This window comes from Pseudomonas sp. MN1F, assembly GCF_009391885.1.
Lineage (GTDB): Bacteria > Pseudomonadota > Gammaproteobacteria > Pseudomonadales > Pseudomonadaceae > Aquipseudomonas.
The window spans coordinates 72,327-90,917 of sequence record NZ_VZII01000003.1 but is presented as its reverse complement, the minus strand read 5'-3'; the positions used below and the strand labels follow the sequence as shown (position 1 = coordinate 90,917).

Here is an 18,591-nt window from a genome sequence, read left to right as displayed (position 1 = left end):
CCATAGGCTGGAAAAAACACCGGGCAGATCGATTCGGTGAACATTTCCATGCCGCGTGAGGATTTGACCGCATGAGCCAGGACCAACACATCAGGGACTACAAGGGCCCTGCCGCCGGCTGGGGCGCGCTGAAGAGCGTGACCAAGAGCTGGCTGGGTAGCGACAACGCCTTCAAGAACCTGCGGGCCATGCTCAAGACCAACCAGAACGGTGGCTTCGACTGCCCGGGCTGTGCCTGGGGCGAGTCGCCGGAAGGCGACATGGTCAAGTTTTGCGAGAACGGCGCCAAGGCAGTGAACTGGGAAGCTACCGGCCGCTCGGTGGACCCGGCGTTCTTCGCCCGGTACAGCGTCAGCGCGTTGCTCGAGCAGACCGACTACTGGCTCGAGTATCAAGGCCGCCTGACCCACCCGATGCGCTACGACGCGGCCACCGACCACTATGTCGAAACCAGCTGGCAAGAAGCCTTCGAGCTGATCGCCCGGCATCTGCACGCGCTCGACTCGGCCGACCAGGCCGAGTTCTATACCTCGGGCCGGGCCAGCAACGAGGCAGCGTTCCTCTACCAGCTGTTCGTCCGTGCCTACGGCACCAACAACTTCCCTGACTGCTCGAACATGTGCCACGAAGCCAGCGGCACCGGCATGTCGGAAACCCTCGGGGTGGGCAAGGGCACCGTGGTGTTCCACGACCTGGAGCTGGCCGACGCGATCTTCGTCATCGGCCAGAACCCCGGCACCAACCACCCGCGCATGCTCGAACCGCTGCGCGAGGCGGTCAAGCGCGGCGCCCAGGTGGTGTGTTTCAACCCGCTCAAGGAGCGTGGCCTGGAGCGCTTCCAGCACCCACAGCACCCGTTCGAGATGCTCAGCAACGGCTCCGAGCCGACCACCAGTGCCTACTTCCGCCCGGCCCTGGGCGGCGACATGGCGGCCATGCGCGGTATCGCCAAGTTCCTCTTGCAGTGGGAGCGTGAGGCCCAGGCCAACGGCGAGCCGGCGGTGTTCGACCATGCCTTCATCGCCGCACACACCAGTGGCCTGGACGACTACCTGGCGGCGGTGGATGCCACCTCGTGGGAGCACATCGTCACGCAGTCGGGCCTGACCCTGGCCGAGATCGAGCTGGCTGCGCGCATGTACCGAAAGGCCGAGCGCGTGATCATGTGCTGGGCCATGGGCGTCACCCAGCATCGCCATTCAGTGCCGACCGTGCAGGAAATCGTCAACCTGCAGCTGCTGCGCGGCAACGTCGGCAAACCCGGTGCCGGCCTGTCGCCGGTGCGTGGCCACAGCAACGTGCAGGGCGACCGCACCATGGGCATCGACGAGAAGCCCAAGGCGGCGCTGCTCGATGCCATTGAAAAACGCTTCAAGTTCCGTGTGCCGCGTGCCCACGGGCATAACGCAGTGCTGGCGATCAAGGCCATGGAAGAGGGGCTGGCCAAGGTGTTCATCGCCTTGGGCGGCAACTTTGCCCAAGCTACGCCGGATACCCCGCGTACCCACGCGGCGCTGCGCAACTGCGCGCTGACGGTGCAGATCTCCACCAAGCTCAACCGTTCGCACCTGGTCACCGGGCGCGATGCGCTGATTTTGCCCTGCCTGGGCCGTACCGAGATCGACATGCAAGCCCAGGGGCCGCAAGGCGTGACCGTGGAGGACACCTTCAGCATGGTGCATCTTTCCAATGGCCAGCTGCGCCCGCGCTCGCCGCACATGCGTTCGGAGCCGTGGATCATCGCCGGCATGGCCAAGGCCACCTTGGGCAACCAGCCGATCGACTGGGAGTACGCGGTTGCCGACTACAGCCGCATTCGCAGCATGATCGCCGACGTTATCCCAGGCTTCGCCAACTTCAATGAGCGCTTGCAGCACCCGGGCGGTTTCCACCTGGGCAACCATGCGGCTGATCGCAACTTCCGCACGGCCACCGGCAAGGCACGCTTCATGCCTCATGCGCTACCGGCCGAGCTGGTCAACGCCAAGGTGCTGGCGCGCGGCGACAAGCCGGACCTGATCCTGCAGACCCTGCGTTCGCACGACCAGTACAACACCACGCTGTACGGCCTGGATGACCGTTATCGCGGGGTATTCGGCCTGCGTGAAGTGGTGTTCGTCAGCGAGGCGGACATCTGCCGCCTGGGCTTCGAGCCGGGCGAGCAGGTGGACCTGGTGTCGTTGTGGGAGGATGGCGTCGAGCGGCGGGTGTCGGGCTTCCGTCTTGTGCCCTACGACATTCCGGATGGGCAGGCGGCGGCGTATTACCCCGAGACCAACCCGCTGGTGCCGCTGGAGAGTTATGGCGAGGGGACTTACACGCCGACGTCCAAGTTTGTCGCGATCAAGCTGGAGAAGGCCAAGGCCGGGAACCGGATCGAGGCGGTGCTCACCGCTGATTGAGTGGATTTTGCCGGGGCCGCGTTACGGCCCCCGGCTACCGATGCACCGGATAGGCCGTGGTGTACTTCATCTGCTCCATGGCAAAACTGGAGGTGATGTTCGACAGCCCATCGGTACTGGTTATCAGCTTCTTGTAGAAGCGGTCGTACGCTGCGATGTCGCCCACCACCACCCGCAGCATGTAGTCCCAATCGCCTGACATGCGGTAGAACTCCATCACCTCTTCGAACCCCTTCACCGTCGCCGCGAACTGCTCCAGCCAGGCGCTGTCGTGGCGCTGGGTCTTGAGCTGGACGAACACGGTCAGCCCCAGCCCCAGGCGTTCGGGGTCGAGCAGGGCGACACGGCCGAGGATGTAACCGTCTTCCTCCAGCCGTTTGACCCGCTTCCAGCATGGCGTGGTCGACAGGTTGACCGCTTCGGCCAGGTCCTTGAGCGAGATCGAGGCGTCCCGCTGCAGCAGGGTGAGGATGTGTTGGTCGAAACTGTCCATGGCAGGGCAAAACCATCGAGAAAAATTTTCCCCAGATTACCCCAGGCCTAGGAAAATTTCCTGCATCGGCCTGGCATTGCCGCCGCGCCAGGTTGTTGCCATAGTTGCAGGCTTGAATCCTGCCAATGGGCCCGACCATGTCCGACAAGCCGCGTAATTTCGCCACCCGTACCATCCACGCCGGCGAGCAATCCAGCGTTGCCGATAACGCCATCTTCCCGCCCATCTATACCGCCAGCTCCTATATCAAGCGCAGCCTCGACGATAACCCCGAGTACGCCTACAGCCGTGTCGGCAACCCGACCCGGCATGCCTATGAAAGCTGTGTAGCCGCGCTGGAGGAGGGCGTCGGTGCGGTGGCCTGTGCCTCGGGTGTGAACGCCACCGCCACGGTGCTGGAGCTGCTGCCCAAGGACGCCCACGTGGTGGTGATGAATGGCGTTTATGGCGGCACCTTCCGCATCCTTGAAGATTACCGCGGGCGCACTTCGGGCCTGACCACCACCTATGTCGACCTCAATGACGTCGAGGCGGTGGCGGCCGCGATCAAGCCCGAGACCCAGCTGATCTGGATCGAATCGCCCACCAACCCGCTGCTGCACCTGGTGGACATCAAGGCGGTGTGCGACCTGGCCCGTGCCCGCGGCATCCTCACCTGCATCGACAACACCTTCTGTTCGCCGTGGAACCAGCGCCCGATCACCCTCGGTGTGGACCTGGTGATGCACTCGGCGAGCAAGTACATCGGCGGCCATTCCGATCTCACCGGTGGCGTGGTAGTCGCAGCCAATGACGAGCTGCTGGCGCGGCTGCGCAAGATCAGCATGGCGGTCGGGGCGATCCAGGGGCCGTTCGACTGCTACCTGGCCCTGCGCGGGCTGAAGACCCTCGATGTGCGCATGGAGCGCCAGTGCGCCAACGCGCTGCAGGTGGCGCGCTTCCTCGAAGGCCACCCGCAGATCGAGCAGGTGTTCTACCCAGGGCTGGAAAGCCACCCGCAGCATGCGCTGTGCCAGCGGCAGATGCGCAGTGGCGGGGCGGTGGTGGCGATGAAGGTCAAAGGCGGTGACCGGGCGGCGCTCAACCGGCTGGTCGAGGCCCTGCAGATCTTTGTGCTGGCCGACTCGCTGGGCGGGGTGGAGAGCATGATCAACCACTCCTGGAGCATGTCGCACAACTCGTTGAGCCCGGCGCAGAAGGGCGAGATGGGCATCAGCGAGAACCTGCTGCGGTTGTCGGTGGGGATCGAGGATTACCGCGACCTGATCGAAGACCTCGATGGCGCGTTGAAGGCTTCGGCTGCCGTGTAAGGGCTGCTGGCGCTATCGCGAGCTGCGCTCGCTCCTACGGGGCATGTGTAATCCTGTAGGAGCGAGCGCAGCTCGCGATGAGGCCAGTGAATTCAATAAAGGGTTGTCAGGACTTCGGCGGATGAATGATCCGTTCGATCTTGTCCTTGAGCAGCAGCCTTTCCTTGCGCAGGCGGTTGACCGCCTCGTCGTTGGTGCCGTTGGCCTCGGCGGCCAGCACCTCCTTGTCCTTGGTGTTGTATTCCTTGTGCAGCTTGTGAAGGTTCTGGTCCTTGTCTATGAGCGCCTGGAATGCGTCAGCGGTAACGTGCAGGTCAGCGAGCAGATCATGCGGAACTGGCATTTCTTCACCTCTGTCAGGGTTGTCGGTAAGGTCCTGACCTTTGAGGATAGCCGCCTTTGCGCAGGTGGGGGACTGGGGTAGGCTGTCGCATCCTTCCCCGTGCCTGGAACCTGCGCCATGCCTCATCTGAACCTGGAATACAGCGACAACCTGCGCGAGCTCAATGTTGATGTGCTGCTGTTGCGCCTGAACCACGCCCTGGTCGGCAGCGGCCAGTTTGCCGACGAGGCCGACATCAAGAGCCGGGCCCAGGCCTTCAGCCAGTACCGGGTCGGCATCGCGCCGGGTGAGCGGGCCTTCGCCCATGTGCGCCTGGCCATCCTCAGCGGGCGTTCGCCCGAGGTGAAGCAGCAACTGTCTAACGGCTTGCTCGAGGTATTGCGCGAAGCCATCCCGGCCAAGGTCGGTGTGGATATCCAGCTGTGCGTCGAAGTGCTCGATATCGACCGGGAACCCTACGCCAAGGCGCGTCTGCCCGGCTGAACGGATGCTGAATGAAGTTAATTTAATGTAAAAAAATGCATCGGCTTACGAATTTGTTACCGTCTTTTTCACGAAAAATTGATGGTGCGCTTTCTAGAGTTCGCCCGACTTCCCCACAGTGCCATCCGGCCTGGGGGTGATAATTACTCTTGATTGCGAATGCCGATGCTCAACTTCAAATCCCTGCGGACTGAATGGGTCACGCTGTTGGCCAGCGTTTACCTGCTGGTCGGTCTCAACATGTTCCTTTGGGGGCACCTGCAAGAGGTGGTGCCGGCCGGGATGTCGGGGCTTTGGCTGAGCCTGGCGTTCGCCGTGCTGATGTTGTTCGCGTTCAACCTGGTGTTGACGCTGTTCGCCTTCCGTTATGTATTGAAGCCGTTATTGATCGTGTTGTTCGTGAGTGGTGCGAGCGCCGCTTACTTCATGAACCAATACGGCGTGCTTATTGACGCTGGCATGTTCCGCAACATGGCCGAGACCAATGTTTCGGAAGTGCGCGATCTGATGTCGTTGAAGTTCGCGGCCTATATTCTGCTGCTCGGCGTATTGCCGTCGGTAGTGCTGTGGAAAGCGCAGATCGCCTACCGCCCGTGGCACCGCGAATTGCTCGGCAAGCTGGTGGTCAGCGGCGCCTGCGTGGTGGCTTTGGGCTCGGTGGCGCTGGTCAATTATCAAGGGCTGTCGTCGCTGTTTCGCAACCATCACGAACTGCGCCTGATGCTAACTCCGAGCAATGTCGTTGGCGCGACCATCGGTTATGTCAACGAGCGCGTGGGTACGGCAGCGCGCCCGTTCCAGAGCTATGGCGAAGATGCCAAGCGCGATGTGGCCTGGCAGAAGCACGAGCGCAAATCGCTGACCGTGCTGGTAGTGGGTGAAAGTGCCCGTGCCGATCACTTTGGCGTGCTCGGCTATCCGCGCGATACCACCCCGAACCTGGCCAAGGAACAGGGCCTGCTGAGTTTCTCCGATGTGCATTCCTGCGGTACTGAAACCGCCGTCTCTGTGCCGTGCATGTTCTCCGGCATGAAACGCAAGGATTACGACGCCCGCGTGGCGAAGAACCGTGAAGGGCTGCTGGACATCCTCCAGCGTGCCGGCCTGGCCGTGCAGTGGCGCGACAACCAGTCGGGCTGCAAGGGCACCTGCGACCGCGTGCAGTTCATCGATGTCAGCAACCTCAAGGACCCGCAGCTGTGCGCTGGCGGTGAGTGCCATGACGAAATCCTCCTGCAAGGCCTGGGCGAGCTGATCGACAACCTCGACAAGGACACCGTGCTGGTGCTGCACCAGATGGGCAGCCACGGCCCCGAGTATTTCAAGCGCTACCCCAAAGACGGCGAGCGTTTCACCCCGGTGTGCCAGAGCAACGCGCTGAACCAGTGCAGCGAGCAGGAAATCATCAACGGCTACGACAACACCCTGGCCTACACTGACAAGGTGTTGTCCTCGCTGATCGATACCCTGCGCAGCAAGCAGGACAAGGTCGATACGGCGATGATCTACCTGTCCGACCATGGCGAGTCGCTGGGCGAGTACAACCTGTTCCTGCACGGCACCCCGTATGCCATTGCCCCGGAACAACAGAAGCATGTGCCACTGCTGACCTGGTTCTCCGACAGCTACAAGGAGGACTTCGGCATCGACACCGACTGCATGGCCAAGCTCAGCGATGCGCCGCTGTCGCAGGACAACCTGTTCCACTCGATGCTGGGCCTGCTGCAGGTGCACACCGAGGTCTACCAGCAGTCGCTGGACATGTTTGCCAGCTGCCGGCCGTGGTTGGCCGCCCAGCGTTGAGGCCGTTCATCTAATCCAGGGATGGCGCAGGTTTCACCAGCAGGGCCCGCGCCGTATATACTGCGCGCCAATGTTTGTGGGAGAGCCTTGTGGCCATCGAAATACACTGGATCCGTGACGACCAGACCCTGGCCGAACACTGCCGCAAGTGGCGCGAACTGCCCTTCGTGGCGCTCGACACCGAGTTCATGCGGGTCGACACCTTCTACCCGAAAGCCGGCCTGGTCCAGGTTGGCGACGGGCAGCGGGCTTTCCTCATCGACCCGCTGCTGATCGGCGACTGGCAGCCGCTGGGCGAACTGCTCGACGACAGCAACGTGGTCAAGGTGCTGCACGCCTGCAGCGAAGACCTCGAAGTGCTGCTGCGCCTGACCGGCAAGCTGCCGCAACCGTTGTTCGACACCCAGCTGGCAGCCGGTTACCTGAACCTGGGCTTCTCCATGGGCTATTCGCGCCTGGTGCAGGAAGTGCTGGGCATCGAGCTGCCCAAGGGCGAAACCCGCTCTGACTGGCTGCAGCGCCCGCTGTCGGAAACCCAGGTCAGCTACGCCGCCGAAGATGCCGTGCACCTGGCCGAACTGTTCGCCGCCCTGCAGCCACGCCTGTCCGGCGACAAGTACGCCTGGGTGCTGGACGACGGCGCCGAACTGGTGGCCGCGCTGCGCCGTGAAGTCGAACCCGAGACCTTGTACCGCGACGTCAAGCTCGCCTGGAAGCTGGGCCGCCAGCAACTGGCGGTGCTGCGCGAACTGTGCGCCTGGCGCGAGCGTGAAGCGCGCAGCCGTGATGTGCCGCGCAACCGCATCCTCAAGGAACACTCGCTGTGGCCCATGGCCAAGAGCCAGCCGGACAACCTGTCGGCCCTGGCCAAGATTGACGAAATGCACCCGCGCACCATCCGCCAGGACGGCGCCCTCCTGCTCGAGCTGATCAAGCGCGCCGGCAACCTGCCGCCCGAGCAATGGCCACAGCCGCTGCCTGAGCCGCTGCCGATCGAAGCCGCCGGTATCCTCAAGCGCCTGCGTGCCATCGGCCAGGCCGAAGGCGAGCGCCTGGGGATCGCCCCGGAGCTGATGCTGCGCAAGAAAGCCCTGGAAGCCCTGCTCAAGAGCGGCTACCCGAACGGCCCTTATCAACTGCCCGATTCGCTGCGCGGCTGGCGCCGTGAGCGGATGGGCCAGGCCCTGCTGGACGACCTGGCAGGTGCCGGAGACAAGCAATGAAACGTATCTGTTCGATCTACAAGAGCCCACGCAAGAACGAAATGTACCTCTACGTGCTCAAGGCCGAAGGCCTGGAGCGCGTGCCTGAGGCGCTGTTGCCCTTCTTTGGCAAGCCTGTGCACGCCTTCGACCTGGTGTTGACGCCGGAGCGCCAGCTGGCCCGCGAGGACATCGCCAAGGTGCTGGAAAACCTCGAGACCCAGGGTTATCACCTGCAGATGCCACCGGCCGAGGACGAGTACATCGAGCACTTGCCCGAAGAGCTGCTGCGCCGTAACGACCCGGTCTGATCATGCGGGTACTGATTGCTGAGCATGATCATGCTCGATATGCCGAACTGTTGCGCGAAGCTATGCCGCAGCTGCAAGTCCTGACCAGCGACGATTCCGCCGAACTGGCCCGCCAGGCACCGCAGTGCCCGGTCTGGCTGGGCCAGCCGGATCTGCTGGCGAGCCTGCTGCGCCAGGGCCACAAACCGCAGTGGATGCAGTCCACCTGGGCCGGCATCACGCCATTGCTGGCCGAAGGGCTGCCGCGAGACTACCGCCTGACCCGCGCCGTAGGCATCTTCGGCCAGGTGATGGCCGAGTACATGCTGACCTACATGCTCGGCCATGAGCGCGAAGTGTTGTCGCGCCTGGTCAGCCAGGTCGAGCGACGTTGGGATGACCGCCCGGGGCGCACCCTGGAAGGGCGCAAGGTGCTGATCGTCGGTACCGGCGATATCGGCCAGCGGGTGGCCGAGTTCCTCGCGCCGTTTGGCGTGAGCCTTTACGGCATTGCCAGCAGCGCCCGCGAGCAGGCGCCGTTTGTCGAAGTGGCGGCGCTGGCGGATTTGCCGCGCCTGGTCGGGCAAGTGGATTACGTGCTCAACCTGCTGCCGGACACGCCGGCAACCCATGACCTGTATGACGCGGCGCTGTTCCAGTGCTTCCAGCCCACGGCGCTGTTCATCAACGCTGGGCGTGGCGCGGCGGTGGTCGATGCTGACCTGGTCGAGGCGCTGAAGCAGGGGCATCTGGCCGGGGCGGTGATCGACGTGTGCCGGCAGGAGCCGCTGCCGCAACGGCATCCGTTCTGGACTGCCTGGGGCTTGTTGCTGACCGGACACAGCTCGGCGCCCACCTCGCCGGCGGCAATGGTGCGGTTGTTTGCCGGGAATGTGCGGGCGTATGCAGAGGGGCAGGGGTTGCGTGGCGAAGTCGATTTCGCCCGGGGTTACTGATCTCTAATCGCCTGTGCTGGCCGCGAGAGGCCAGCACAGGCAACACACGCCTTACAGGCTGAAATCACCCTCAGCCGCCAGCTCGCTCAACGGCCGACGCGGGCTCGGCACTTCACGCGCCTGCAGCGCTTCGTCCAGGCTGGCCTTGTCGCCCAGCTTGCCGATCGCCACCATGGCATGCAGCTCATAACCTTGCGGAATCTTCAGCTCCTGGCGCGCCAGTGCCTGGTCGAACCCGGCCATGCCGTGGGTGTGCCAGCCGCTGATGCTGGCCTGCAGCGCCAGGTGGCCCCAAGCGGAACCGGTGTCGAAGGTGTGCCACAGCGCCGGCTTTTCTTCCGTGGCGCCAGGCGCCGCAAACGTGGTCTTGGAAATGATCAGCACCAGCGCCGATGCCTGCTGCGCCCAGCTGCGGTTGAACGGCACCAGCAAGCTCAGGTAACGCTCCCAGCTCGGCGTGTCGCGGCGTGCATACAGGAAGCGCCAAGGCTGCGAGTTATAGGCCGACGGCGCCCAGCGTGCCGCTTCGAGGAAGCTCAGCAGGGTCTCTTCGCTGATCGGTTCGGCGGTGAAGGCGCGCGGTGACCAGCGGTTGATGAACTGCTCGTTGATGGCGTAATCGGCAATGCGGGGGGTGGCGCTCATGGCGGCTCCTGCAAGTGGATGGCAAAGCACGCACGCTACTGCGTCCGCCTGGCACTGACAAGCGGTCTGGCGTTGCCGAAGGCCAGGCTCTAGACTGGCGCCGCCGCGCGCCGCGGCCTGAACAAGACTGCAGGAAACCCGTGTGATGATCGCTGACAGCGCGCCGTTCTGGCGGCACAAGACCCTCGAACAACTCAGCCCGCAAGAGTGGGAGTCGCTGTGTGACGGCTGCGGCCTGTGCTGCCTGCAAAAGCTCGAGGATGAAGACGACAATAGCGTCTATTACACGCGCATCGCCTGCAAACTGCTCGATCGCGACACCTGCCAGTGCAGCGACTACCCCAATCGCTTTGCCCATGTGCCCGATTGCATCCAGCTCACCCCGGGCAAGGCCGACCAGTTCAAATGGCTGCCGAGCACCTGTGGTTACCGCCTGGTCAGCGAGGGCAAGGACCTGCCCGACTGGCACCACCTGGTGTGCGGTGACCGTAAGCAGGTGCATGAACAGCGCATCTCGCAATCGGGGCGTATGCTCAGTGAACATGATGTAGACGAAGACGACTGGGAAGACCACCTGATTTTCCGCGCCAGTTGAACGGCGCACCCCGTCGCCTCTGAGGAACAAGGAGTTTCGCCATGCGTTGCCAGTTGTTGTTGCTCCTCGGGCTTGTGGCCTGTTCGCCGGCCTGGGCAAAAAAAGTCGACCTCGATTACCAGGTGCGCCTGTTGCCTGCCAATGGCCAGGCCGAAGTGCGCCTGACCCTGGCCGAAGGCAGTGCCGTGCGCAGCCTGGATTTTGACCTGGGCAAGGCCGGTGCCTACAGCGGTTTCCAGGCCGATGGCCAGTGGCAACAGCAGGGCGAGCGCGGTGTATGGCACCCGGCGAGTGGCAAGACCAGCCTCAGCTACCGGGTGAAACTGGACCAGAAGCTGCGCAGCGGCGCCTACTCTTCACGCATCACCCCGCATTGGGCGCTGTTCCTCGGCGATCAGCTGGTGCCGTCTGCACGCCTCGACCAGCAGGACGGTACCGAGTTGGTGGCACGCCTGACGGTCGACTTGCCTGAAGGCTGGAAAAGCATCGAAACGTCCTGGCCACGCATCGGCAAGGACAAGTTCCGTATCGACAACGTGTCCCGCCTGTTCGACCGCCCGACCGGCTGGATGCTCGCGGGCGACCTTGGCAGCCGTCGCGCCCGCCTCGGCGACACCGACGTTACCGTGGCCGCGCCAGTAGGGCAGGGCATGCGGCGGATGGACAACCTGACCCTGCTGACCTTCGTCTGGCCGCAATTGCAGGCGGTATTCCCGCGCAACCCGGCCAAGCTGCTGCTGGTTGGCGCCCGTGATGGCATGTGGCGCGGGGCGACGGCGGCGCAAGGCTCGATCTACCTGCACAGCAGCCGGCCAATGGTCAGCGAGAATGGCAGCAGCCCGCTGCTGCGTGAACTGGTGCAGCTGTTTGCGCAGATTCGTGTGCGCGACAATAGCGACTGGCTGGCCCAAGGCCTGACCGACTACTACGCCACCGAACTGTTGCGCCGTGCTGGTGGCATCAGCGACGACCGTTACGAGGTATGGCAGGCACGCTTGCAGAAGCAGGGTGCCCAGGTCAGCCAGCTGCGCGCCGAGCACGCCAGCCCGGCGCAGGTGGCACGTGGGGTGCTGCTGTTGCAGGCGCTGGACAAGGAAATCCGCATCCATACCCAGGCCAAGCGCTCGCTGGATGACGTGACCCGGGCGCTGATGCGTCTGCCCAGCGTGAGCACCGAGGAGTTCGTGCAGATCAGCGAGAATGTCCTGGGGCGTCGGTCCGACGTGCTGCAGAGCAAGGCCTTGCGCTAGCCTGCACCGGCAACACGAGACTCAACTGCCAGGCAACGGATCCTTGCCGGTCACTGTCACCCCGTCAGTTGCTGCCGCGGCACTGGCCCTGAGCGCCTGCAGCTCTGCTGCACTGCGCTCGATATCCGAACGCAGGCGGTGATACTCCTGGCGATGCCGCTGCCACCAGGCCTTGGTCGAGCAATGGCCGCTGACTCCGCGGGCTACCGCCAGGCCGCCCGCCACCATCTGCAGCAGCCCGATCAGGCCCCCATGGCGCATGCCCTTGGTGAACATCAATGCGCCGCCAGCCAGCGAGCCGGCGCGTTCCAGGCCCTGGACGTTGTGCTCCCGTGGAGCCCGGGTGGAATGAATATCGAGCATGGCAAACCCTCCGTGTGAAGTGTTAACAGCTGACCAGCAGCCATGAACGACCGTTCACTTGGTTTGCCCGGCCGGCTCGCGCAGGCGTTTCACGGGCGGTTGGCTATTTGAACTTGGGCCCGGAACGGGTATTCAGCCCTTTGGCCATGCGGTCATACAGCACTACATTCACCGTCGCTGCCAGGTTCATGCAGCCTTCGGTAGGAATGTAGATGGTCTCCTCGCACCACCCCCGCACGTCCTCGCTCAACGAGCCATCTTCAGGCCCGAAGATATAGATCGCCCGGTCCGGGTGGGTGTATTCAGGCAGCGGCCGTGCGCCGTCCACCAGTTCCACTGCCACTGGCGTGCAGCCCAGGGGAATGATGCGTTGCAGGTCGTCGATTCCGATCAGCGGAATGTCGTAGTGCACCCGCTTGGTATCGGTGACGAAGTCGCGCGCGCGTTCATAGCGCTTGCCGGTGTAGAACACCGAGTTGACGCCGTAGCAACCCGCTGCGCGCATCACCGAACCGACGTTCTCCGCAGACTTGGGGTTGAACAGGCCGATGCAGCTGTACCGTTTGTTTGCCACGTGCCGGGGCCCTTCGCGAAAAAAAGAGCGCGATTATACGGGCTTGCCGGCCGCAGCGGGGGTTGCAGTGACGGTCAGTCTTTCTTGAGCATGCCCGCCAGCCCGGCGAACGGGTTGTGGGTGGCCTTGGCGATGCTTGGGGTGCTGGTCGAGCCTTCGCTGAAGTACTGCTGGTCGGTGTAGCGCGAGTGCTCGTTGTCGTGGCAGTACAGGCACAGCAGCTCCCAGTTGGAGCCGTCCTGCGGGTTGTTGTCGTGGTTGTGGTCACGGTGGTGCACGGTCAGCTCGCTCAGGCGCTTGCCGGCGAATTCGCGGGCGCAGCGGCCGCACACGTGCGGGTACATTTTCAGGGCCTTGTCGCGGTAGCCCATCTCCTTGTCGCGCTTGGCGTCGGCGAGGATGCGATCGAGGCGGGCGGTGGCGGCGGAGGTGGAAGCCGAACTCATGGTGTTTCCTTTGTTCTGATCAGGCAGATGACGGTTATGCCATTGAGTCTAGCGCGCTTGCAGGGCAGGCGGACAGGCGAAAACTCGAATATCGGCGTAGCCTGTAGAGAGGTTCCCGACAGGAGGTTGCTGATGTTCCATGCGATCCTCGCCGCGCTGCTCATCGCCGCCATGCCCCTGGCCGAAGCGGCAGGCACGCCACCCCGGCTGAATACCCCGGTACCCGGTGCGCCGGGCACGCCGACGCCCACACCTTACCCGCAGATCACCCCGAGCACGCCGCCCAAGGCCTACGACAGCACGCCGGGGGCACCGCTGCTGCCGCCGATGCCGGTGCCAGGGCCGCCGAAAGATCAGGATTTGCCTGGCCTGCATCAGGAGCCGACGAAACCGCCTGCGCAGGATGATTGACTGAAAGGGGTGCAGCGCGCCCCGTCATTCTCAAGCAATACCCAACTCGCCAAACACGAACGCGTATTCCAGCGCCACATCGCGCAACCCCTGGTACCGCCCGCTCATCCCGCCATGCCCGGCCCCCATCTCGGTCTTGAGCAGCAGCAGGTTGTCGTCGGTCTTGCGCGTGCGCAGGCGCGCCACCCACTTGGCCGCCTCCCAGTACTGCACGCGGCTGTCGTTGTAGCCGGCCACCACCAGCATGGCCGGGTAGGCCTGGGCGCTGACATTCTCATAGGGCGCATAGGCCTTGATGCGCGCGTACACCTCGGGCTCCTCGGGGTTGCCCCATTCGTCGTACTCGGTGACGGTCAACGGCAGCTCGGGGTCGAGCATGGTATTGAGCACGTCGACGAACGGTACTTCGGCGATGGCGCAGCGGAACAGCTCCGGGCGCAGGTTGAGCACTGCGCCCATCAGCAGGCCGCCGGCACTGCCGCCGCTGATGGCCAGGCGCTCTGGGGCGGTCACACCCTCGGCGATCAGGTGTTCGGCACAGGCGATGAAGTCGCTGAAGGTGTTGTGCTTGTGTTCCTGCTTGCCGGCGCGGTACCAGGCTTCACCCAGCTCACCGCCGCCGCGCACGTGAGCGATGGCGAAGGCCACGCCGCGTTGCAGCAGGCTCAGGCGGGCGTGGGAGAACCACGGGTCGAGGCTCTCGCCGTAGGCACCATAGCCATACAGGTAAAGGGGCACGGTCTTGCCCAGGTCTTCGCGGCGGCGCACCAGGCTGATCGGTACCTGAGTGCCGTCCGGCGCGGTGGCCCACAGGCGCTGGCTGACGTAGTCGTCGGCGTCGAACTGGCCGAGTACCGGGGTCTGCTTGAGGACTTCCTGGGCACCCGTGGCCAGCTCCAGCTGGCGCACCTGGGCCGGCCGGTTGAGCGCTTCATAACGCAGGCGCACGCGGCGGCTGGCGAACTCCAGGCTGTCCTGCACGTACAGGCTGTAGGCCGCATCGGGCAATTCGACCCGGTAGGGGGCCAGCCCCTGCGGGCGCACTTCGATGACCGGCAGGCCGCCTTCACGCAGGCTCAGGGTCAGCGCGTCGGCATTCAGGCTCAGGCCTTCGAGCATGATGTCGTCGCGGTGCGCCACCAGTACCTGCCATTGGTCGCGGCTGGGTACCGCAGTGGCTGGCGCGTGGTAGAGGGCGAAGTTGATACCGTCCTGATTGGTGCGGATAAACCAGCGCCACTGGCCGTCGAGCTGGCCGTGGTCTGGGAAGTACTCATGGCCTTCGACCCGTGGCGCCAGGCAGGTAAATGCCGCCTGTGGCGTTTCGGCGTCGAGCACCCAGGCCTCGCTGGTGGTCTTGCTGTTGAGCAGCAGCACCAGTTGGCGCTCGGAGCTGGTGCGGTAGCAGTGCAGGAAGAAGCGCCCGTCGGGCTCATCGAACACCGTGCTCGCGTCGGCCTCGCCGAGGGTGTGGCGGCGCAGGCGCCAGGGGCGGTGGGTGTCGTCCAGCTCGGCGAAGAACAGCGTCTGGCTGTCGTTGGCCCAGGTCATGCTGCCGTCACAGTCGTCGAAGGGCAGGGTGGTCAGGTTGCCGCTGGTCAGGTCCTTGACGTAGAGGGTGTAGATTTCGTCGCCGCTGGTGTCGAGGCTGTAGGCCAGCAGGCGGTGGTCGGGGCTGACACTGAATGCGCCCAGCGACAGGAAGCCGCCATTGGCCAGGGCGTTGGGGTCGAGCAGCAGTTGTTCCTGGCCTTCATCGACCGTGTTGGAATCGTCCGCCGGGCGTGGGCAGCGGTAGTGGCGCGGGTATTCGTCGCCTGCGGTGGTGCGGGTGTAGTAGAGGTATGGGCCCCAGGGCGAGGGCAGCGACAGGTCGGTTTCGAGGATGCGGCCCTTGATCTCCTCGAACAACTGCTCGCGCAGCGGTGCCTGGTCGGCCAGGCAGGCCTCCTGATAGGCGTTTTCCGCCTGCAGGTAATCGAGCACTTCCTGGGTGTCGCGCTGTTGCAGCCAGGCGTAGGGATCAGTGGCCTGGTCCTGGCGGGCAATGGGGGGCTGAGGCTTGCTTGGCATCGGGGATCTCTTGACCGGGACAGGGAGACGCTGTCTGCGCCCTGAAAAGTGTTTATCATAGGCATCTCTTTGCCTGGCTTGCACGAACACCATGATCGAGAACGACTACACCTTCGCCTGGGGCCTCTACGCTGTTGCCGCCCTGGGTTGCCTGCTGGTGGGCTTCAAACTCACCGGCTGGATGTGGCGCTGGCTGCGTGAACCGCTGCGGGTGATCCTGGCGGTGCTGCTGCTGACCCCGACCATCGTCGATCCGGTCAAGGACAGCTTTGCCCCGGCGATCGCCATCACCGCCCTGGACCTTGCGTTCAAGGTCGGCAACAACGCCTGGCGGGCGATTTCCGATTTCGCCATGTACGGCATGATCGCCTTCGCCTTGTACATCGTCTTTGTGCTGATCCGCTGGCCGCTGGAAAAGCGCGCCCGTGAGAGCCGTGCGCAGGCCGAAGCCGCCGCCCAGCGTCGCGCAGCCGAGGACAACGCAGTCATGGCGGCTGCGCCCATGGCCGCCGAGCGCAATGATCGCTACCGCAATGACCCGCCACCGGCTGCACCGAGCGGTGGCCGCGGTCGGGTCGAGCCACGCCTGTAAGCGGAGACACCATCATGTGCGAATTGCTGGGCATGAGTGCCAACGTCCCCACCGACATCGTCTTCAGCTTCACCGGCCTGATGCAGCGCGGCGGGCGTACCGGCCCGCACCGCGATGGCTGGGGCATCGGCTTTTACGAAGGGCGCGGCCTGCGCCTGTTCCAGGACCCGGCCGCGAGCAGTGAGTCGGAAGTCGCCAACCTGGTGCAGCGCTACCCGATCAAGAGTGAAGTGGTGATCGGCCATATCCGCCAGGCCAACGTCGGGCGGGTGTGCCTGTCCAACACCCACCCGTTCGTCCGCGAAATGTGGGGCCGCAACTGGTGCTTTGCGCACAACGGCCAGCTCGGTGAGTTCAAGGGCGAAGCGACCTTCTATCGGCCGGTGGGCGATACCGACAGCGAGGCGGCCTTCTGCGACCTGCTCAACCGCATTCGTGCGGCGTTCCCCGAGCCGGTCGAGGTGGAACAGCTGCTGCCCGTGCTGGTCGAAGCCTGTGCCGAGTATCGCGGCAAGGGCGTGTTCAACTGCCTGCTCAGCGACGGCGACTGGTTGTTCTGCTTCTGCTCGACCAAGCTGGTACACATTACCCGGCGTGCGCCGTTTGGTGCGGCACGCTTGAAGGATGTCGACCTGATCGTCGATTTTCACACCGAAACCACGCCCAACGACGTGGTCACGGTCATCGCCACCGAGGCCTTGACCGAGAACGAGACCTGGCGGCGCTACGAGCCCGGCCAATGGGGCCTGTGGCGGCACGGCGAGTGCGTTTCGCAAGGCCAGAGCTAAGGACGCGGCATGTTCAGAAGTTACCTGCGGTTGCTGCTGTTCACCTTCGGCCTGCTGGCCGGTATCCAGGTGCCCGGGCTGGTCAAGGACTACAGCCAGCGGGCTGAGGCGCACCTGTTCGAATCGCGTCAGGCGCTGGATGGCTTCAAGCAGACCGCCGAGCGCTTCTTCAACGGTGACCTGCAGGCGCTGATACGGCATTACCGGACCAGCGACGACCCGGTGTTCCTCAGTGATGCCAACAGTATCGAAAGCCTGCTGATTCGCAATCAGTTGCTGGAAGACGAATGGCAGGCGCTGCAAGGGTCGTGGCTGAGCCGCACCTGGCATGTGCTGGTGCAACCGGACCCGCAGCTGCGCGAAGAGACGCTCAAGGGCTACAGCTATCAGATTCTGCTGGTGCCCGAGGCGATCGGCTGGGGCGTCGGGGCCGGGTTTGTGCTGGCCTTCGTGGTCGAGAGCCTGTTGCTGGGGATTGGCTGGGTGATCCTTGGCGGGCGGCGTGGGGCGGTGAAAGAGAGCTGGCGCTGATTTTTCAGACCAGCACAATCCGCTGCCCACCCACATCACGCGCATAGCGCTCCAGCACCTGCCGGCACACGCCGACCACCTCATCGACCAATGCCACCCCGGTCTGCCAGGCCACCACCAGCTCAAGGCTCGGCGGTGGCTGCAAACCCTGCAGCAGCACCAGCTCACCCCGGCTCAATTCGGCATCCACCAACGCCGGTGGCAAGGCGCCAATCCCGAAACCATCACGCAGCAACCGGGTAATCGCTGCCACCGAGTTCACGCAGTTCAACCGCGGCGCTTCGGCCCCGGCACTTTGCAGCAGGCTGAGCACCTCCTGGTGCGGCCGTGAGTTTTTGGAAAAGGTCACTATCCGCTCGCGGCCCAGTTCGGCCAGCGAGGCGAAGTCGCGCTGGTACACGGAGCCGGCCGCTACCACCCAACCCATCGGGTAGCGCGCCAGGTCCTGGCTGCGGATCGATGGCTCGCGCAGCAGGTCGGTTTGCAGGATTACGTCGAGAAAACCCTTCTGCAGCTGCTCACGCAGGTTCAGCGCGGTGTCGGCGACCAGTTCGATCTCCACCTGCGGGTAGCGCTCGGTCAACTCCGCCACCAGCGCGCTCATCCAGGTGTGGATCACCGTGTCCATCACCCCGATGCGAATGCGCCCGACCTTGGCCCGGTCGCTGTCCAGCGACTGCTTCATGGCCTTGGCCGTGTCGAGCATACGCTCGGCGTACTCCAGCACCTTGCTGCCTTCCGGCGTCAGGCTGACGCCGCGGGAGTCACGCAGCAGCAGTTTCACCCCAAGGTCGGCCTCCAGCGCGGCGATGCGGCTGGACACCGAGGCCTGGGTGGTGAACAGCTTCTCGGCGGTAAGGCGGAAGCTCTTGAGTCGGGCGACCCAGACGAAGGTTTCGAGGAAGCGAAGGTTCATGATCAGTTTTTCTTGTTCCAGACCGGCGGTTTTTCTCGTTGGACTCAGGCAGCACGGCCTCTGAACATGACGCCCAGGCCGCGACGCTCGACGTCGCCCATAAAACAATACCAACAAGCCGAGGC

General features: G+C 64.2%; 21 protein-coding genes. 13 read left to right on the top strand and 8 right to left on the bottom strand.

What is annotated here, in order from left to right; all coding sequences use genetic code 11:
* Positions 1–71 precede the first annotated feature (71 nt).
* Positions 72–2,402 (top strand): FdhF/YdeP family oxidoreductase, encoded by a 2,331-nt coding sequence (locus tag F6X59_RS01145; protein ID WP_152954011.1) that lies wholly within the window; start codon positions 72–74, stop codon positions 2,400–2,402.
* A gap of 34 nt (positions 2,403–2,436) precedes the next feature.
* Here F6X59_RS01145 and F6X59_RS01140 read toward each other — a convergent pair whose 3' ends face one another.
* The gene (locus F6X59_RS01140; RefSeq protein ID WP_152954010.1) at positions 2,437–2,895 is read right to left on the bottom strand and encodes an Lrp/AsnC family transcriptional regulator; all 459 of its coding nucleotides are present in this window, start codon (positions 2,893–2,895) and stop codon (positions 2,437–2,439) included.
* Positions 2,896–3,020: 125 nt separating this feature from the next.
* Here F6X59_RS01140 and F6X59_RS01135 point away from each other — a divergent pair, with 125 nt between their 5' ends.
* A complete protein-coding gene (locus F6X59_RS01135) occupies positions 3,021–4,205 on the top strand; it encodes a PLP-dependent aspartate aminotransferase family protein (RefSeq protein ID WP_152954009.1) in 1,185 nt (394 codons plus the stop codon).
* Between the two features lie 106 nt (positions 4,206–4,311).
* Here F6X59_RS01135 and F6X59_RS01130 read toward each other — a convergent pair whose 3' ends face one another.
* Positions 4,312–4,548, bottom strand: coding sequence for a YdcH family protein (locus tag F6X59_RS01130; protein ID WP_152954008.1), 237 nt, complete (start codon positions 4,546–4,548; stop codon positions 4,312–4,314).
* 117 nt (positions 4,549–4,665) lie between these two features.
* On the opposite strand from F6X59_RS01130, the gene F6X59_RS01125 reads away from it, so the two are divergent.
* From F6X59_RS01125 to F6X59_RS01105, 5 genes are all read left to right on the top strand, one after another.
* On the top strand, positions 4,666–5,031 hold the full coding sequence (locus tag F6X59_RS01125) for a 5-carboxymethyl-2-hydroxymuconate Delta-isomerase (RefSeq protein WP_152954007.1): 366 nt from the start codon (positions 4,666–4,668) through the stop codon (positions 5,029–5,031).
* Between the two features lie 165 nt (positions 5,032–5,196).
* Positions 5,197–6,834, top strand: coding sequence for a phosphoethanolamine transferase (locus tag F6X59_RS01120; protein WP_152954006.1), 1,638 nt, complete (start codon positions 5,197–5,199; stop codon positions 6,832–6,834).
* Between the two features lie 89 nt (positions 6,835–6,923).
* Entirely contained in the window at positions 6,924–8,057 is a 1,134-nt protein-coding gene (gene rnd / locus F6X59_RS01115) for a ribonuclease D (RefSeq protein ID WP_346653234.1), read from the top strand.
* Positions 8,054–8,347, top strand: a complete 294-nt coding sequence (locus F6X59_RS01110) for a YcgL domain-containing protein (RefSeq protein WP_103446328.1) — start codon at positions 8,054–8,056, stop codon at positions 8,345–8,347. The genes rnd and F6X59_RS01110 overlap by 4 nt, the downstream gene beginning before the upstream one ends.
* Positions 8,348–8,349: 2 nt before the next feature.
* A complete protein-coding gene (locus F6X59_RS01105; protein WP_152954004.1) occupies positions 8,350–9,282 on the top strand; it encodes a D-2-hydroxyacid dehydrogenase in 933 nt (310 codons plus the stop codon).
* 51 nt (positions 9,283–9,333) lie between these two features.
* Here F6X59_RS01105 and F6X59_RS01100 read toward each other — a convergent pair whose 3' ends face one another.
* Positions 9,334–9,927: a nitroreductase family protein gene (locus F6X59_RS01100; RefSeq protein WP_152954003.1), complete on the bottom strand. Its 594-nt coding sequence runs from the start codon at positions 9,925–9,927 to the stop codon at positions 9,334–9,336.
* A 145-nt stretch (positions 9,928–10,072) separates the two neighbouring features.
* Here F6X59_RS01100 and F6X59_RS01095 point away from each other — a divergent pair, with 145 nt between their 5' ends.
* Both F6X59_RS01095 and F6X59_RS01090 read left to right on the top strand, forming a co-directional pair.
* Positions 10,073–10,522 carry a YcgN family cysteine cluster protein gene (locus tag F6X59_RS01095; RefSeq protein ID WP_152954002.1) on the top strand — a complete coding sequence of 150 codons (450 nt, stop codon included), beginning with the start codon at positions 10,073–10,075 and terminating at the stop codon, positions 10,520–10,522.
* 41 nt (positions 10,523–10,563) lie between these two features.
* Positions 10,564–11,772, top strand: a complete 1,209-nt coding sequence (locus F6X59_RS01090) for a hypothetical protein (RefSeq protein WP_152954001.1) — start codon at positions 10,564–10,566, stop codon at positions 11,770–11,772.
* 21 nt (positions 11,773–11,793) lie between these two features.
* On the opposite strand, the gene F6X59_RS01085 is transcribed toward F6X59_RS01090, so the two are convergent.
* The 3 genes from F6X59_RS01085 to F6X59_RS01075 all read right to left on the bottom strand — a co-directional run bounded on the left by F6X59_RS01085 (position 11,794) and on the right by F6X59_RS01075 (position 13,155).
* Positions 11,794–12,135 carry a DUF2892 domain-containing protein gene (locus F6X59_RS01085; RefSeq protein WP_152954000.1) on the bottom strand — a complete coding sequence of 114 codons (342 nt, stop codon included), beginning with the start codon at positions 12,133–12,135 and terminating at the stop codon, positions 11,794–11,796.
* 103 nt (positions 12,136–12,238) lie between these two features.
* Positions 12,239–12,709, bottom strand: a complete 471-nt coding sequence (locus F6X59_RS01080; RefSeq protein ID WP_085675738.1) for an RNA methyltransferase — start codon at positions 12,707–12,709, stop codon at positions 12,239–12,241.
* A 74-nt stretch (positions 12,710–12,783) separates the two neighbouring features.
* Positions 12,784–13,155 (bottom strand): YajD family HNH nuclease, encoded by a 372-nt coding sequence (locus F6X59_RS01075; protein ID WP_060510327.1) that lies wholly within the window; start codon positions 13,153–13,155, stop codon positions 12,784–12,786.
* A 132-nt stretch (positions 13,156–13,287) separates the two neighbouring features.
* Here F6X59_RS01075 and F6X59_RS01070 point away from each other — a divergent pair, with 132 nt between their 5' ends.
* Positions 13,288–13,566, top strand: coding sequence for a hypothetical protein (locus F6X59_RS01070; RefSeq protein ID WP_152953999.1), 279 nt, complete (start codon positions 13,288–13,290; stop codon positions 13,564–13,566).
* A 30-nt stretch (positions 13,567–13,596) separates the two neighbouring features.
* Here F6X59_RS01070 and F6X59_RS01065 read toward each other — a convergent pair whose 3' ends face one another.
* Entirely contained in the window at positions 13,597–15,639 is a 2,043-nt protein-coding gene (locus tag F6X59_RS01065) for a S9 family peptidase (RefSeq protein WP_152953998.1), read from the bottom strand.
* A 91-nt stretch (positions 15,640–15,730) separates the two neighbouring features.
* Between F6X59_RS01065 and F6X59_RS01060 the strand changes: the two genes are divergently transcribed.
* From F6X59_RS01060 to F6X59_RS01050, 3 genes are read left to right on the top strand one after another with little or no spacing between them, the layout of a single operon-like run.
* Entirely contained in the window at positions 15,731–16,231 is a 501-nt protein-coding gene (locus tag F6X59_RS01060; protein ID WP_152953997.1) for an MFS transporter, read from the top strand.
* A 14-nt stretch (positions 16,232–16,245) separates the two neighbouring features.
* Complete coding sequence (locus F6X59_RS01055) at positions 16,246–17,019, top strand: class II glutamine amidotransferase (RefSeq protein ID WP_060510337.1); 774 nt, start codon at positions 16,246–16,248, stop codon at positions 17,017–17,019.
* Positions 17,020–17,028: 9 nt separating this feature from the next.
* Positions 17,029–17,550 carry a DUF2937 family protein gene (locus F6X59_RS01050; protein WP_152953996.1) on the top strand — a complete coding sequence of 174 codons (522 nt, stop codon included), beginning with the start codon at positions 17,029–17,031 and terminating at the stop codon, positions 17,548–17,550.
* Between the two features lie 4 nt (positions 17,551–17,554).
* Here F6X59_RS01050 and F6X59_RS01045 read toward each other — a convergent pair whose 3' ends face one another.
* Complete coding sequence (locus F6X59_RS01045) at positions 17,555–18,466, bottom strand: LysR family transcriptional regulator (protein WP_152953995.1); 912 nt, start codon at positions 18,464–18,466, stop codon at positions 17,555–17,557.
* Between the last annotated feature and the right edge of the window lie 125 nt (positions 18,467–18,591).